General features: G+C 40.0%; 12 protein-coding genes. 10 read left to right on the top strand and 2 right to left on the bottom strand.

What is annotated here, in order from left to right; all coding sequences use genetic code 11:
• The 10 genes from V7K41_RS24725 to V7K41_RS24770 form a co-directional block, all read left to right on the top strand.
• Positions 1-3,114 (top strand): amino acid adenylation domain-containing protein (locus tag V7K41_RS24725; RefSeq protein WP_334852472.1); only part of this gene is annotated, 3,114 nt, incomplete at its 5' end.
• 39 nt (positions 3,115-3,153) lie between these two features.
• A complete protein-coding gene (locus V7K41_RS24730; RefSeq protein ID WP_334852474.1) occupies positions 3,154-6,378 on the top strand; it encodes a non-ribosomal peptide synthetase in 3,225 nt (1,074 codons plus the stop codon).
• A gap of 113 nt (positions 6,379-6,491) precedes the next feature.
• Positions 6,492-9,581: a thioester reductase domain-containing protein gene (locus V7K41_RS24735; RefSeq protein ID WP_442943272.1), complete on the top strand. Its 3,090-nt coding sequence runs from the start codon at positions 6,492-6,494 to the stop codon at positions 9,579-9,581.
• Between the two features lie 144 nt (positions 9,582-9,725).
• Positions 9,726-10,616 (top strand): class I SAM-dependent DNA methyltransferase, encoded by an 891-nt coding sequence (locus tag V7K41_RS24740; RefSeq protein WP_334852478.1) that lies wholly within the window; start codon positions 9,726-9,728, stop codon positions 10,614-10,616.
• A gap of 44 nt (positions 10,617-10,660) precedes the next feature.
• Positions 10,661-12,130 carry an aspartate aminotransferase family protein gene (locus V7K41_RS24745; protein WP_334852480.1) on the top strand — a complete coding sequence of 490 codons (1,470 nt, stop codon included), beginning with the start codon at positions 10,661-10,663 and terminating at the stop codon, positions 12,128-12,130.
• A gap of 109 nt (positions 12,131-12,239) precedes the next feature.
• Positions 12,240-12,710: a hypothetical protein gene (locus V7K41_RS24750; RefSeq protein ID WP_334852482.1), complete on the top strand. Its 471-nt coding sequence runs from the start codon at positions 12,240-12,242 to the stop codon at positions 12,708-12,710.
• Positions 12,710-13,273 carry a siderophore biosynthesis protein gene (locus V7K41_RS24755; protein ID WP_334852484.1) on the top strand — a complete coding sequence of 188 codons (564 nt, stop codon included), beginning with the start codon at positions 12,710-12,712 and terminating at the stop codon, positions 13,271-13,273. Before V7K41_RS24750 ends, V7K41_RS24755 begins: the two co-directional genes overlap by 1 nt.
• 14 nt (positions 13,274-13,287) lie before the next feature.
• Positions 13,288-13,461, top strand: coding sequence for a tyrosinase family protein (locus V7K41_RS24760; RefSeq protein ID WP_334852486.1), 174 nt, complete (start codon positions 13,288-13,290; stop codon positions 13,459-13,461).
• Between the two features lie 281 nt (positions 13,462-13,742).
• A complete protein-coding gene (locus tag V7K41_RS24765; protein WP_334852488.1) occupies positions 13,743-14,774 on the top strand; it encodes a sucrase ferredoxin in 1,032 nt (343 codons plus the stop codon).
• Between the two features lie 4 nt (positions 14,775-14,778).
• Entirely contained in the window at positions 14,779-16,155 is a 1,377-nt protein-coding gene (locus V7K41_RS24770) for an MATE family efflux transporter (RefSeq protein WP_334852490.1), read from the top strand.
• A gap of 42 nt (positions 16,156-16,197) precedes the next feature.
• On the opposite strand, the gene V7K41_RS24775 is transcribed toward V7K41_RS24770, so the two are convergent.
• Complete coding sequence (locus V7K41_RS24775) at positions 16,198-16,641, bottom strand: ATP-binding cassette domain-containing protein (protein ID WP_334852492.1); 444 nt, start codon at positions 16,639-16,641, stop codon at positions 16,198-16,200.
• The gene (locus tag V7K41_RS24780) at positions 16,608-16,958 is read right to left on the bottom strand and encodes a hypothetical protein (RefSeq protein ID WP_334852493.1); all 351 of its coding nucleotides are present in this window, start codon (positions 16,956-16,958) and stop codon (positions 16,608-16,610) included. The genes V7K41_RS24775 and V7K41_RS24780 overlap by 34 nt, the downstream gene beginning before the upstream one ends.
• Positions 16,959-16,975 lie beyond the last annotated feature (17 nt).

The following is a 16,975-nucleotide window of genomic DNA, read 5'->3' on the forward strand; positions in this document are numbered from 1 at the left end:
TATTGGGAACTCAATACTAGAGCAAATCAATTGGCGCATTACCTGCAACAACTGGGGGTAAAACCAGAGGTATTGGTAGGGATTTGTGTAGAGCGTTCTTTGGATATGGTCATTGGACTATTAGCCATCCTCAAAGCAGGTGCTGCTTATGTACCCCTAGACCCTAGCTATCCTAAAGAACGCTTGGCTTATATGTTAGAAGACTCTCGACCAGGTGTATTGTTAACACAACAGCACTTAGTAGAAAATTTACCCACAAATCAAGCTCAAGTAATTTGTATCGATAGCGACTGGCAATTAATCACTGATGAAAACAGAGAAAATCTTGGGTGTAACATCACAGTTGATAACCTTGCTTACGTCATTTACACTTCAGGTTCCACAGGAAAACCGAAAGGTGCAATGAACACCCATCAGGGAATCTGCAATCGCTTACTGTGGATGCAAGATGCCTACCAATTAACCGCAGCAGATTGTGTGTTGCATAAGACACCCTTCAGTTTTGACGTATCTGTGTGGGAATTTTTCTGGACGTTGATGACGGGTGCGCGGTTAGTAGTAGCTCAACCAGAAGGTCATAAAGATCCCAGCTACATAGTTAATTTAATTCTAAAGCAGCAAATTACGACCTTACATTTTGTCCCATCAATGCTGCAAGCATTCCTGTCAGCAGAAGGATTAGAAAAATGTCACTCTTTAGTGCGAGTAATAGCCAGTGGTGAAGCTTTACCAGTCCAACTACAACAACGCTTCTTTAATCGACTGAATGCCCAACTGCATAATCTTTATGGCCCAACAGAAGCTGCTATAGATGTGACTTTTTGGCAGTGTAAAGATAGTTTTAGCAACCAGAAAACAGTTCCTATTGGGCGACCAATAGCAAATATTCAAATTTATCTACTTGATAAGTATTTCAATCCTGTTGCTTTCGGTGTAATAGGTGAAGTTTATATTGGTGGTGTGGGAGTAGGTAGAGGTTACTTAAACCGCCCCGACTTGACAGCAGAAAAATTTATTCCCAATCCTTTTAGCGACCTAACGGCACGTCTGTACAAAACTGGAGATTTAGTACGCTATCTACCGAATGGAGAAATAGAATATATTGGTCGTATCGACCATCAAGTGAAGATACGTGGTTTCCGCATTGAGTTGGGAGAAATTGAAGCGCTCATTGCTAAACATCCCACAGTCCGAGAAACTGTAGTTGTAGCACGCGAAGAATCAATAAATTCTCAACGAATAGTTGCCTATGTAGTCCCGCAAACAGAACAAATACTGACAATTCCTGAACTACGGGATTTTTTAGAATCAAAGTTGCCAAACTACATGGTACCAGCAGCTTTTGTGATGCTAGAAGCGCTACCACTCACACCCAACGGCAAAGTAGACAGAAAAGCCCTACCAGCACCAGATGGGGTAATCACTCGAGAACATGAATACGTAACACCACGTACAGCCATAGAACAAACCTTAACTAATATTTGGCAAGAACTGCTTCTCAAAGAAAAAGTCAGCATCCACGACAACTTCTTTGAAATCGGTGGTGATTCCATCCTTAGCATTCAAGTAATTTCTCGTGCCAAAAACTCAGGAATACAAATCACTACCAAACAAATATTTCAAAATCAAACCATCGCCGACCTAGCCAGGGTTGCCAATACAACAGTTAGTGTAAGTGCTCAACAAGGTATAGTTACCGGAGTTGCACCACTAACACCAATTCAACACTGGTTTTTTGCACAAAATCCACAAGAGTCGAACCATTTTAACCAATCAGTTTTATTACATCTACCCAAGGATATAAAAATTGAATTACTGGAAAAAGCAGTAGAAAAATTATTAGAGCATCACGATGCTCTGCGTTTAAGATTCAGATGGCAAGCATCTGAGTACAAACAAATAAACTATAACAAAGATAATAATGTACCATTTTCCATAGTAGATTTATCATCAACTCCTACACTCTCACAACCACAAGCCTTATCAAAAATCGCCACAGAATTTCAAACCAGTTTAAACCTGTCAACAGGACCGATAATGCAAGTGGTGATGTTTAACTTGGGTAGCGAAAGTGATGCACGTTTACTAATTATTATTCATCATCTAGCAGTAGATGGTGTGAGTTGGCGAATTTTATTATCAGATTTAAAGACAATTTATCAACAAGTCATCGCTCAACAATCGATACAACTAAGTGCTAAAACAACAGCATTTATTGATTGGGCAGAAAAATTAAATAACTATGCACAATCAGAAATTCTCAAACAAGAGTTAAACTATTGGTTCAACCAACCTTGGTCCAAAATAACATCACTACCATTAGATTATGCTCACGCTCAACAAGAAAATACAGTTGCTAGTGCTGCTTCTGTATCGGTGAAATTAAATGTAGCAGAAACCCGGATGCTGTTGGGGTCAGTAAACGAAGCTCATAACACACAAATTAACGATATACTACTAAGTGCATTAGTACTTTCATTGACACAGTGGGCAAGAAATTCCACGGTAGTAATTAACTTAGAAGGACATGGCAGAGAAGAACTATTTGAAGATGTGGACTTATCGCGGACGGTAGGTTGGTTTACCAGTTTGTTTCCAGTATTATTGCAACTACCGGACTTAGACCAACCAGCATCTGTTATTAAATCAATTAAAGAACAATTACGAGCGATTCCCAATCGTGGCATTGGCTACGGCATTTTACGTTACTTATGTGAAGATACTACTGTTAATCAACAACTACAGACAATTCCTACTTCAGAAATTAGTTTTAACTATCTGGGACAATTTGACCAAGTAGAATCCCAAAATGATTGGAAATTTGCATCTGAATCCACTGGAGCTAACCAAAGTTCAAAGCAAACTCGTGACCATCTATTGGATATTAATGCTCTGGTGGTAGAAGGTGAATTACAAATTGATTGGACTTACAGTAGTAACGTTCATACTCAAGCTACAGTGGATAATTTAGCACAGAGCTATATTCAAACAATTAGGTCAATAATAAAACATTGCCAATCACAAGATGTTTTTGGATATACACCTTCGGATTTTCCCGATGCACAATTGAATCAATTAGAACTTGATGAGTTATTAGAAATTTTGCCTGAATAGTATAAGTCTGAAAAAATACAGTTTAAAACAGAAAGAGCGATGAGCAACATACAAATAAAAACTCCAAGCAAAACTAAAAATATTGAATCAATTTATCCACTTTCTTCCATGCAACAAGGAGTACTGTTCCACAGTCTTTATGCTCCTGAAAGTGGGGTATATTTTAATCAGACGACCTTAAGCTTAAAGGGTAATGTTTCTACTACTGCTTTTGAATCTGCTTGGCAAAAAGTTGTAGAAAAACATTCAATTTTACGTACATTATTTGTTTGGCAAAATCGCCAAACCCCATTACAAATAGTACTCAAGCAGATTAATTTACCTTGGAATAATCTTGATTGGCGAAGATTATCTCCAACAGAGCAACAACAGCAATTCTTAGAATTGTTATTAACACAAAGAGAGCAAGGTTTTCAATTCGACCAAGCACCCTTGATGGAATGTACGTTAATTCAACTAAGTGAAGATACTTATAAGTTTATATTGAATTTCCACCAAATCCTCATGGATGGATGGAGTGTAGCAGTTATTTTTAAAGAAGTTTTAAGTTTATATGAAACTGGCGTAAGAGGCGAAACTTATTATTTACCAACACCACGTCCCTACCGTGATTATATCGCTTGGCTGAATTCTCAAGATCGGCAAGTTGCTATTAAGTTTTGGCAACAAACTTTGCAAGGTTTTAGCGCCCCCACTTCCCTAGTAGTAGATAAGTTTCAGTATCTAAATCAGCAGCAAAACTCTTACTATCATCAGGAACTTGAATTACGTTTATCTGCTCAGGTGAACCGCCAGTTACAAGATATAGCACAACATTATCATGTAACTTTATCGACTATAGTACAAGCTGCTTGGGCATTACTATTAAGTCGTTATAGTGGTGAAAAAGATGTAGTATTTGGTGTGACTGTTTCAGGTCGTCCTGGTAGTTTTTCTGGAGTGGAAAATATGGTGGGATTGTTCACCAACACCTTACCATTACGTCTGGAAATATCCCCCCAGCAGCAACTAATACCTTGGCTCGGACAAATACAACAGTTAATGTTGGAATTGCAAGATTACTCTTACACTCCCCTTGTTGACATTCAAGCCAAGAGCGAACTCCTTGGGAGAAGACTTTTGTTTGAGAGTATTGTGGTGTTTGAAAATTATCCAGTTGATAGTTCTTTGTTGGATGAAGGTAGTTCGCTACAGCTAAACGACATAGAGTCTTTTGACCGCAATAACTATCCGCTGACTGTAGCTGTAGTGCCTGAAGATGAGTTGCTAGTTAAGATTATTTACGATGCTGTTCGTTTTGAAGAAGATACGATTGGGCGGCTGCTAGGGCATCTGCAAACCATTTTCTCAGCGATCGCAGAAAATCCCCAACAAGCTGTGGGTGAATTACCTTTATTAAGTGAAGCAGAACGTTATCAATTGTTGAGTGGGTGGAATGATACCCAAACTGAGTATGCCAAAGAGCGGTGCTTCCATCAGTTATTTGAAGCTCAAGTTGAGCAAACACCCGATGCTATTGCAGTTGTTTTCAAGGATGAGCAACTAACTTACCGAGAATTGAATCGACGTGCCAATCAATTAGCATACCATCTACAAAAGCTGGGCGTAAAACCAGAAGTCATAGTAGGACTTTGTGTAGAGCGATCGCTCTCTATGGTCATCGGAGTATTAGCCATTCTCAAAGCGGGTGGCGCTTATCTCCCTCTAGACCCAACTTACCCGTCAGAGCGCCTTGCCTTCATACTGTCAGATTCACAAGTACCCATACTTCTGACAACACAGAAATTAGTCACAGAACTACTCCAACATACCGCCCAAGTCGTCTGTTTAGATACCGAATGGGCAACTATTGCACAGGAGAGCGAGCAGAACCCCAATAGTGGTGTTATCGTTGAAAACCTGGCTTACCTAATCTATACCTCTGGGTCTACAGGGACACCGAAAGGAGTTTTGGTTACTCATCAAGGATTGGGCAACCTAACGAAAGACAAAATTCGGACGTGTAAAGTTCAACCCGACAGCCGCATTCTCCAATTCTTCTCCTTGAGCTTTGATGCCTCCATTCCGGAATTAGTTATGGCTCTGGGTTCTGGTGCAGCCCTCCATCTGGGAACGCCGGAGGATTTGCTTCCTGGCTTTGCCTTAATGAAGCTCTTACGCGAACAAGCCATTACCCATATTACGCTCCCCCCCTCAGCGCTAGCGGTTCTGCCCACTCCTGAATTGCCTGCCTTGCAAATGGTTTTAGTAGGAGGAGAAGCCCCTTCTTTGGAACTGATCGCGCAATGGTCAAAAGGGCGACTGTTCATCAATGCCTACGGACCGACCGAAACGACAGTCAACGCGAGTATGGTAGAATGCGGCAACGGTGGTCAATCTTTACCTACCGTGCGTCCCGCCGCCAACAAACAGCTTTACATCCTAGACCAACATCTCCAACCTGTTCCCATCGCCGTGCCAGGAGAACTGCACATTGGTGGAGTCGGTCTGGCGCGGGGCTACCTCAACCGTCCAGAAAAAACTGCCGAGACATTCATCCCTAATCCTTTTAGCGATGAACTAGGAAGCCGTCTCTACAAAACCGGGGACTTAGCTTGCTACCTGAGTGACGGTCATATTAGGCTTCTTGGTCGCCTCGACCATCAGGTTAAAATTCGCGGCTTTCGGATTGAACCGGGAGAAATTGAAGCTTTGTTAACCCAACACCCAGGAGTGCGAGAAAGCATAGTCATCGTCCGTGAAGATCAACCAGGAGATAAACGGCTCGTCGCTTATGTCGTCCCCGATCCCGAAAATAACCCGACAATTGGCGATTTACGCCGCTTTCTTGCAGAAAAATTACCCAATTACATGATACCTGCGGCGTTCGTGACGCTCGATGCCCTACCTCTTAATGCCAACGGCAAAGTAGACCGTTTTGCTTTGCCTGTACCAGATACGGCTCGACCAGAATTAGAATCAGCGTTTGTCGCTCCTAGCACTCCTACAGAGCAAATTTTGGCTGACATTTTTGCCAAAGTGCTGGAGGTTGAGCAGGTGGGTGTTCATGACAATTTCTTTGAGTTGGGAGGACATTCGTTGCTGGCAACTCAACTGGTTGCTCAGTTGCTCAAAACGTTTGAGGTAGAGGTGACGGTTGTTGACCTATTTGAAGCGCCTACCGTAACAGGTTTAGCTGAACGCATCGAGAAAATGCAGACTTTGGAAAAGCTTTCGTCTCTTCCTTTGGAGATGGTTGAGGAAAGAGAAGAAATTGAAATATGAGGAGGTAGAGTTGTCTTTTTAAACGCAAAGTAAGCGCAAAGGGAGGCTGAGTTTTGATTCGCTACGAATTCATGAAATTCTGTACAGTGCATCTTAATTACGAATTACGAATTATGCCTTATCTCAAACCCAACGTTATCGTAGAGCCATTATTTAATCAATGGTATGCCTGGTCGTACCTCATTTTCCCAGCAACAGCGGCTCGGTATATTACTGAATCGCATCTCAAAATTATGCAGTCGTTTGTCAATGCTCCACAGGTTCATCAGTCAGCACTGAAGAATCCAGCTATGATGGGCGCTCCCTTTATTAACTATGAGGTTGACCGAGTTCATCAAATTAAAGCTTTGTTGGAAAAAACGAAAGAAGAACAAGCACATTTGGTGCAGCTCAGTCAAGCGATCGCACAGCTAGACACGATGCTAACTGAGTCAGCCAAGGGATATTCCTTAGAACCTCTTTATCAAAACGTTCCTGAAGCATTAAAAGGATATGTAGAGTTAGTTTATGACTCAAACAACCATGCTTCTATTCGCTTTATTGAAGGACTTCTCTATACAAGTCAGTACTATAATCCTGCATCCCAAACTGTTGCTTTATATTTAGGTCACGAGGATGAACGTTCCTTTGTCCTCAGTACGCCTCGTTTAAAAGATGAGCGTTGTTTACATTTAAATTTTCCCTTCAACGACTCCAGACTCGATCGCCTCTTTCAAATGAGGGATATTCCTCAACCCTATACTCAAATCAAAAATCTGTTGGGGATAGCCGAAGAAGATGAGGCATTATTTTCATCGTTCTTCACCGAAGAACCTCCTCAGAAAGAACCAAAGTATAGCGGTGATTCAGTCAGAATTCGTTACTTCGGTCATGCTTGTGTCTTAATTGAAACTAAAGACATCAGTATTTTATTAGACCCATTAATCAGCTATCAGCATCAAGAGGGCATTCCCCGCTACACCTATGCCGATTTACCGGAAACGATTGACTACGCGCTGATTACCCACAATCATCAAGACCACTGTATGTTTGAAACCTTGTTGCAGTTGCGACATAAAATCAAGCATTTAGTGGTGCCGAAGAGTAACAGTGGGGTTTTACTCGATCCTTCTATGAAATTAATCTTAAAAACAATTGGCTTTGCCAATGTTATAGAAATTGACAACCTGGAAGCGATAGACACTAATGAAGGACAGATTGTTGCCTTGCCTTTTTTAGGCGAACATGGGGATTTAAATATTAGCGCTAAAGCCGCTTATCTGATTCAATTAAAAGGGCAATCTATTCTTTGTCTAGCAGATTCTAATAATATTGAGCCTAAACTTTATGAAAGAATTCAAAAAACATTTGGAGATATTGATGTAATTTTTATCGGGATGGAATGTGATGGCGCACCCTTTAGCTGGGCTTATGGTTCCTTACTCACAAAATCAATACCCAGAAAGATGGGTGCAACTCGGAGATTAGATGGTTCAAATGCCCAGAAAGCAATTGAACTTGTCAGTCAATTTAATCCGCAACAGGTTTATGTTTATGCAATGGGACAAGAACCTTGGCTGATCTATATCACGTCAATTCAATATACTGAAGAATCTCGTCCTATTATTGAGTCAAATAAGTTAGTAGAAGCGTGTAAAAATCGCAATATTTTCAGCGAACGGCTATTGGGTAAAAAAGAAATTTTATTAGAAAAAAATTCCAGACGATTACCCTCTGTAGAATTCTCTACAAATGATAGCGAACGGTTCAACGAAAAGAAAGTTACTCAAACCATTGATGAGTTTTTAGCTCAACTTAGTCGTCTCGATATCAAGCTTTGGGTAGATGAAGAGCGTTTGCGCTGTAACGCTCCAAAAGGAGCGCTGACAGTAACTTTAAAAACTCAGCTTTCCGATCGCAAAGCAGAAATTTTGGAGTTTCTGAGCAATAAATCTAATACCAACAAAATGTTAGCATTACTTAATGCTGACGCTGTTTTAGACTCTTCCATTCGCCCTGAATTACTCACCCAGCCGACTGTTGAACCCTGTTGTATCTTATTAACCGGAGCAACTGGTTTTGTCGGAGCCTTTTTACTTTACGAACTCCTGCAACAAACATCAACCGATGTTTATTGCCTAATTCGTGCAAACAATACTGAATTAGCTCAGAACAAGCTGCGAAACTGCCTTGAATCCTATCTACTTTGGGAGGAAAGTTTTAGTAGCAGGATTATTCCAGTTATTGGAGATTTATCACAGCCACTTTTAGGACTTTCTGAGGCACAATTTCACGAGCTTGCTGATAAAATTGACGCTATCTATCATAATGGGGCCTGGGTTCATCACGCTTCTCCTTACTCGTTACTCAAAGCTACCAATGTCCTGGGAACTCAAGAAGTCTTGAGATTGGCGTGCCAAACGAAAGTGAAGCCCGTCCATTTCATTTCTTCTACCGGCGTTTTCTCAGAATTTGGTAATTCTGGTGTGAAACTAATTCGAGAACAGGATAATATTGATAATGGTCAAGTCCCATTCGGGGGCTACAGCCAGAGTAAATGGGTAGCGGAAAAGTTAGTTAACGCTGCACGCGATCGCGGACTTCCGGTTTGTATTTATAGACTCGGACGCATATCAGGACACAGCCTAACGGGTGTCTTTAATGTCAATGACTTTTTGTATAGATTAATTATCGGTTGCGTCCAACTCGGCAGTATTCCCGATGTTGAGTTGATACAGGATATTATTCCTGTAGATTATGCAAGCAAAGCTATTATTCATCTATCGAAACAGCAAAATTCTTGGGGTAAAGCCTTTCACTTGACTCATCCTCAACCAGTTTCCACAAACCTGTTTTTCGAGAAATTGCGATCGCTCGGCTACCCAATTCAACAAATTCCTTACGAAGAATGGCACACTCAACTGTTAAAAATTGCAGAGAATTCTCCAGAACACGCTTTATATCCTCTCGTTTTTCTGCTCTCTAATAATAATTCCCAAGCACCAGCCTCTGATTCAGCAGTTTTAAAATTTGACTTTCAAAATACACTCAATGGGTTAAAAAATACATCCATTACTTGTCCTATAATCGACGATCAATTGCTAAATATTTACTTTTCATACCTCATTAAAAACGATTTTTTAGTACCATCACCCATCAAAGATAGCGCTCAAAAAAGCCACGATGAGTACATTTCCTTAAATTTGACGCCAACGCAGAGTTAAGTAGAACGGCGTCAAAAATCCAAGCTATGTCATTGCAACTTAAACGAAGTGGAATGTAGACATAATACAAAATCTTGAGAAAAGTGGTTAAGAACTAAAATTTGCCCAAATTATAATTTTTGTATTTTCATTTGAGAAAACACCATGAACAAAACTGACATATCTCCAGAAAGTCGCTATACAGATTACGACCCTTGGGCTTGGTTATACAATAAATCAGAAGCAGAACTAGCCTGTAAAGGGTTACTGCCAAACATAGAGAAATTACTTTTGCCACACCTTTCTAAAGGAGCGAAAATTTTCGATCTCTGCTGCGGTACAGGGCAATTATCGCAAGAGTTAATTGCTAAAGGTTATGAAATTGTTGGACTAGATGGTTCGGAAAAAATGCTGCACTATGCTCGCCAAAATGCACCAACTGCTGAGTTTATTTTAGGTGATGCTCGTGATTTTAAACTTGCTTATACATTTGAAGCTGCTATTTGTACTGATTCTGCCCTCAACCACATCATGAGTCTTGAAGAACTCAAAAGTGTTTTTAGTAATGTATATAGGGTCTTGAAAGAAAACGGTCTATTTTTATTTGATATAGGCTTAGAAAAGCGATATACCAACATCTTTGTTAATGATGGTGAAATGCAAGAAAATTATGCTTGGACTGTGGGCGAAACTTACAATCTAGAAGAAAAAATCGGCACATTTACAATTACAATGTTCCAGGGAAATGACGATAAATTAGACAAAAAGCCAAACTTAATTAGCTTACTGATAAAACGTTTAAAACGCATAGGTTTCAATAATTTTTTACGTCATACTAAACCATCAACTTTATTGCAACTTGTAGAAAAAGACTGGCAATCCTCAGAGATTAATTTTTCAGTCAAGCCTTATTCCAAAACAGAAATCCAGTCAGTTTTGGAAGAAGTAGGCTTTACGTCGGTTAGCATTTATAACTCCAATGGTGAATTAGCAGATCCTAAAAACAATAAATATGCCTATTTTGTAGGATGTAAATCTTCTGCTTCTCTTAGTTAATCAAAAGAAGACTAAAAAATGTAGGTAAATAACGGTCAAAAAACATGATAACTAATAAACAAACTTCACCTCTCTCTATAGAGACAACAGTAGATTTACATCAGAAGCATTTGCAAGCTTTAATCGAACGCTATACCAAGCGGACAAAAGGGTCAAAAAAAATGACCCAAGCTTATCGTCCGGTTCTAGCAGACCCCAGAGTACCAGAATGGTTCGATGCTTCTGTTAAAGAGATGTGTTATCTAATTGTGGGTCAAAAAGCTCAAGGCTCTAAAGTTTGGGATATTGATGGAAATGAATATATCGATGTCATTATGGGGTTTGGCAGTAATCTTTTAGGCCATAATCCACCCTTCGTAAAAGAAGCGATTCAGGAGCAACTTGAAAAAGGATTTCCCTTAGGTCCACAATCAGAATACGCTGGTGAAGTTGCGGAGTTAATTAGCGAACTGACAGGGATGGAAAGAGTAGCTTTCAGCAATACTGGCACAGAAGCTGTGATGACAGCGATTCGGTTGGCTCGCTCCCAAACAAGACGCAATAAAATTGCCATATTTACTAATTCCTATCACGGCCATGCAGATGGTGTTTTAGTTGAATCTCTTGGTCTAAAATCGCCTAAAGTACTTGAAAAGCTAGGTGGTAATATCCTAACTTCTCGTATTAATTCTCTTGCCTTTCCAGCATCTCGCGGCATTCCTTACTCAGTTACCAAAAATGCTTTAATGCTGGAGTATGGCAACCCCGAATCCCTCAACATTATTAAAGCCAATAAGGGGAAATTAGCAGCAGTTCTAGTAGAACCCGTCCAGACTGGTAAACCCGAACTACAGCCGAAAGAGTTTCTACATCAACTCAGGCAATTAACTCAAAAATCAGGAATTGCCCTTATTTTTGATGAAATGGTAACGGGTTTCCGTCTTCATCAAGGAGGAGCTCAAGCTTGGTTTGGTGTTGAAGCAGATATCGCTGCTTATGGTAAAGTTGTCGGGGGGGGAATGCCGATTGGAATTATTGCTGGAAAAAAAGCCTACTTGGATCGTATTGATGGCGGTATGTGGGACTATGGAGATGCTTCTTCTCCTCAAGTAGAAGAAACCTTTTTCGCAGGTACTCACTGCAAACACCCTCTAGCGATCGCAGCAAGTCGAGCAGTACTTAAGTATTTAAAAAATCAGGGGCCCAGTCTTCAAGAGCAATTGAACCAAAGAACATCTCAGTTTGTAGAAAGATTAAATATTTACTTTGAAGCCAATAAATTACCAATTCAGATGGCGAATTTTGGCTCTTTCTTTGGTCCTGTATTTACTAAAGATGCTGCCTCCTCAAAAAGTTTTCTTATGGGTTTCGAGCTATTACGCTATCACCTTTTTGATAAAGGTATTTTGCTTAGGGGAGAAGGAGGAGGTTTCTTATCTACTGCCCATACCGATGAAGATATTAACTCCATCCTTAAAGCTATGAAAGACAGCATTACTGAACTACAGGAAGCTGGCTTTTTTCACATCCTGTAACTTAAGCAAACTTCTTCATTCTGAGGCATATTCACTACTATATATGAGGGATTTAGTTAGGTCAACAGGGATATTGATAAATCATTTTTCAACTAAACCCCACTTTGAAATGACCCATAATTCTCTTCCCTCTCAACTTTATCTACTCGTTCCTTGGAACTTACCAATTGAACAGCAACTTAGCGAATCAGACCAAGTAAAAATACGTCAATTACTCCAAAAATTGTTGCAAGCTTTAGATGAACTGTCCCATCGAAAAGCCCTTGCCATTATTGATCGAGAGTTAGCCAATCTCGATGTCAGCAATATATCTCCTGCCTCAATATCTTCTACTGAAACGTCACTAGAGCCTTGGGAAGTTGAAGACTTTAACCGTTGTTTTAAAGCAAGTTACGTAACAACAAAGGAATCAAGCGTCTGTATTGTTTGGGGACTGCTAATCGTTTATAAAACTTTGCTCATACTTAATGAAGATGGTAAAAAATTTGATCCTGGTCGAGTCAAGGATCTAAAAGAAGGACTTAAAAGCTATGTTTACCTGTTAGGAAGAGTTTTCAGTTTATCTTTGGAGGAAATATAATGACTAAAATAGAGACTCAAGTCAAGCTAAAGCAACTTTGGGAGGGATTCCACTGGTTATTTTTTGTGGATGTCCAAGGGCTAATTATCTGTTTGCGACGCTTTGAGATCGAACTTGCAGCAGGTAATCTTCGCCAAGCTGAAGTGGAATTAGGAACGGCAACTAAGTTAATGTTAGCGTCTGGAGCAGCAATGGAACTTGCTGGCAGCTTCAGTAGAAATGAGTATGAGAATCAAATTATTCCAACTATGAAGCCTCCTCAAGTTGAATCGGAAAACTTTAGCGGATTAATGTCTTGGGATCATGCCTTGCTAATTAAAATTTTGAAAAAACTTAGTCCAGTTTTTCAGGCTCTACCTGTTGAACTCCATACTCAACACAGCCAGTTTGTAAATGCTTATGTTACATTATCGAGTGCTCATACAGCAGTTTGCACTCGATTTGGCGGTGATGAAAAAGGAAGTTTGCGTTGTAACAAAAGTACGGCAGTGAGTAAGTTAAAGATATTCGCTCAAAATCGCCTAAAGCTTATCGATCCAAATCATAAAGTCACTGATGGGTGATATAGCTATCCTATTTGAGTTGTGAAAGTTTTGGTGGTAGTCTTGTTGACAAGCTCGAACCAGACCGTGTACCCCAGCAAACTCAAATTTTAGGGACAATGAACAGCATTCCCAGTTCTCCCTACGATCCAATATTCTGGTTAAATCATGCTAACGCAGACCGCCTGTGGGCAGAATGGCAAGATTGAGGACACACCGATAGCCGCTTTTATCCATCTAAAGGGATGCCTCTTGGACACAACTTGCACGACCCAATGTGACCTTGGGATGGTGGTTTGTCCGTACCAGGAAATGTCGGTTCTGAGGATATCGCTTTTTTAGTACCAAGTATCAAATTGAATGTCGTGGTCACGCCTATGGACATTCTAGATTTCAGGAAACTGGGCTATACCTACGATACTACTCGTCTGGTTCCAAAAACCTAAAACGACTTAAATTATAGTTAATTTTTTTTAGTTTATCTCCAAATATGCAAATAAAACAGACTCATAAAACTCACCTTATAGATTGCCGTTTTTGCTCTTTGGTTTCTAAAGCTAACGGAGAAGACCCTATTGGTACAGCAGGTACTTGCGACCATTGGCTGATTATGGAAATTCCACAACCTTGGCCCGAAGAAGTCTTTGAGGAAAATCCAGCTATCAGATCGTTGATGGGTTTATTCGAGGAGTTGGTTTTTAAGCATGGGATTAAGTTAAAACCGATGCTAATTGCTCCTGACCGCGAGTATTCTCATGCTGGCTTTACCCGCCTGTTCTATTACTACCGCCCCGCAAAGCTGTTTTCTCAGTTTGAGAAACAAGAATTTGTTGTTCCAGAAAGCGAAGCCGCGGCTTTGGTAACAGCAATATTCAAGCAGTTAATGCAACAACCCAACGATTTATCGAAATTTCAGCAATATCAACAACAAACGAGTCATATTCGCGAACTTATGGTTTGTACCCATACTCAAGTTGACCTTGCTTGTGGCAGATTTGGGACTCCCATCTATCGACGATTACGTAAAGAATATGCTCCCTCTTGTAACGGAAAGTTAAGAGTCTGGCAAACAACTCACATTGATGGTCATCAGTTTGCTCCTACCTTAGTTGACTTACCCCAAGGGTGCTTATGGGGACACTTAGAGTCAGATGTCTTGGATTTACTGGTAAAACGAGATGGTTCAGTCTCTGGGTTGCGTCAATACTATCGAGGATGGACTGGTTTAAGCAAATTTGAGCAAATTGCTGAACGCGAAATTTGGATGCAGTCTGGCTGGAATTGGTTAGATTACTTGAAAGCAGGTAAAGTGCTTGCGACGGAAGAAGTACCTGAAGGAGAGGAGGCTGACTGGGCAGAAGTTCGGATTGATTTTGTTGCGACTGATGGTAGTACAACAAGTGCGTATGAAGCCAGAATTGAAGTTTGTGGTGAGGTTATGAGTGCATACAACTCAGCAAAAGAAATGGAATTAGAAGCAGTAAAGCAGTATCGTGTTAGCCGTTTAGTTAAGGTTGAGTAATTAAATGACTGCTCAAAAAGAATCTAAAATTACAAACGAAATTCTTCAAGGTAATCTCGTTCAATTGATGTTTAAATTATCAATTCCTAGTATTCTAGGAACACTGATGTTTAGCTTGAATAATTTTCTTGATGCTTTATTTGCAGGGCAATTTATTGGTGAAACAGCTGTGGCTGGTATCACCCTTGCACTACCGCTCATTAGTATAGCTGAGGGATTTTCTCTCTTAGTTGGGGTCGGTTCTGGTTCTGTTCTGAGTCAAGCCATTGGTTCTGGAAATATCAAAACTCAGTCGAAAATATTTGGCAACTTAATGGTTATGGGCGTAGCGATCGCCTTTGCGATCACAACCCTTGGCTATAGCTTTAGTGAAAAACTAATTGTATTGATGGGAGGAAGTGGTGAAGTTGCCTCTGCTGGTGCAGCATATTTTAAGACTTATATACTGGGTTCAGTATTCTATATACTAGGCGGAGCTTCTAGCCAACTCATGAAATCAGAAGGCAATATCAGGCTATCAACTATATTTGACTTTATTTTTATCATCGTTAACATCTTCTTAAATTATATATTTATCAGTGTCTTTCATTGGGGTATTCAAGGAATTGCCCTTGCTACAGTTATTGGGATGGCTGTTTCCACTATTTTAAACTTAACTTATTTCCTCTCTGGTAAAAGCTCTATCGCAGTTAATCTGAAAAAGTTCGCGTTTGCAATAGATTTACTACCTGCGATTTTATCAGTGGGAATCTCAGCACTATTTCATCCAGTTATGATGTTGGTTCAAGAGTTTGTAGTTTTGAATTCAATTTCTTTATACGGAACAAATAATGATATTGCTTTATTTGGAGCAACTGTAAACGTGACTTCACTAGTATTTATTCCGATTATTGGTTTTGCCCAAGCATTACAACCAATAATTGGTATGAATTATGGTGCAAAAAATTATAGGAGGATAAAAAAATCCTACTTAACTTTTGCAATTATTGGGACTATATTATTACTATTAATTTGGCTACCTTTACAACTATCTCCAAAGACCTTTTTGGGACTAATGCTACCAGGTGTTAATTTTACAGAAGATGATGTATTAAAATTTAGAATTATCAGTCTATCAACACCGATATTGCCTTTAGCATTCTTTAGTAATACTCTTTTTCAATCTATAGGTAAAGGTAAAACTGTATTAGTGGTTATTTTGTTAAGAGCTATGGTTCTAAATGTACCAATGGTGTTATTCTTTTCAAAAATATATGGAGTAAAAGGCATATATTATGGAATACTTTTTGCAGATATCATATTTGTATTTATAGTATTTATCTTAACCATTTTAGAATTTAAGTATTTAAGTAAGCTCAAAGTTGAACAATACAAATTATGAGTTATCTTAAAAAAATAGCTTCATAATTTGCAGTTTTTGTTTTCATGCCAAAGCTTCCTCTAACCCGATTTGCAGTAATTGGGCAAAGCGGGAGTCAGGGTGAGTGGCTAATTCCTCGCGCTGACCGCACTCTAGACAATGACCGTCTTCTAAAATCATGATTTGATCGGCTCGCTTTACTGTTGCTAAACGATGAGCAATAATGATGGCAGTTCTCCCAACGAGTAGGCGATCGATCGCTTTTTCTAACAACTGCTCTGTAACCGGGTCGAGGCGGGATGAGGCTTCGTCCAGAATTACCAAACCAGGGTTTTTGAGAAACACCCGCACAAATGCCAATAACTGCGCCTGTCCTGCTGATAGTCCGCTACCACCAGGAGCGAGTAGAGTGTCTAAACTGCTAGGGAGAGATTCATACCAGTCCGATAAGCCAACTTCCTGAATAACTGACTCTATGCGTTGATCGGGGATAGATGACTCAAACAAAGTGAGATTATCGCGGACGCTGGCGTGGAAAAGTTGAATTTGCCGTAGGCGATCGCGTCTTTCTCAGGAGTAGGATAACGAAAGTCAACATTCTCGAAACTTACGCTCAATGCCTGATCTGGAAGAGTTGTTTGACCAATATCTGGAAGACAACTTTGGGTTGTGAGTAATTCTCGCACCCGGATTAAAGCAGCTTCAGCTTCTTGTAAATCTTGAACTTGGCGACCAAATTGTTGAATTGGTTCTTCCAATAACTCGATGTAGCGATAGATGAGATAAACTGTGCCGATCGCCAATGCATTATTGAAAAAAAGCACGATGCTCATCCCCAAAA

It is taken from the genome of Nostoc sp. (assembly GCF_036917415.1).
Lineage (GTDB): Bacteria > Cyanobacteriota > Cyanobacteriia > Cyanobacteriales > Nostocaceae > Nostoc.

Bases quoted from the DNA above. Each gene is read 5' to 3' on its own strand.
- V7K41_RS24730 (WP_334852474.1), top strand. From the start codon at position 3,154: ATGAGCAACATACAAATAAAAACTCCAAGCAAAACTAAAAATATTGAA.
- V7K41_RS24735 (WP_442943272.1), top strand. From the start codon at position 6,492: ATGCCTTATCTCAAACCCAACGTTATCGTAGAGCCATTATTTAATCAA.
- V7K41_RS24740 (WP_334852478.1), top strand. From the start codon at position 9,726: ATGAACAAAACTGACATATCTCCAGAAAGTCGCTATACAGATTACGAC.
- V7K41_RS24745 (WP_334852480.1), top strand. From the start codon at position 10,661: ATGATAACTAATAAACAAACTTCACCTCTCTCTATAGAGACAACAGTA.
- V7K41_RS24750 (WP_334852482.1), top strand. From the start codon at position 12,240: ATGACCCATAATTCTCTTCCCTCTCAACTTTATCTACTCGTTCCTTGG.
- V7K41_RS24755 (WP_334852484.1), top strand. From the start codon at position 12,710: ATGACTAAAATAGAGACTCAAGTCAAGCTAAAGCAACTTTGGGAGGGA.
- V7K41_RS24765 (WP_334852488.1), top strand. From the start codon at position 13,743: ATGCAAATAAAACAGACTCATAAAACTCACCTTATAGATTGCCGTTTT.
- V7K41_RS24770 (WP_334852490.1), top strand. From the start codon at position 14,779: ATGACTGCTCAAAAAGAATCTAAAATTACAAACGAAATTCTTCAAGGT.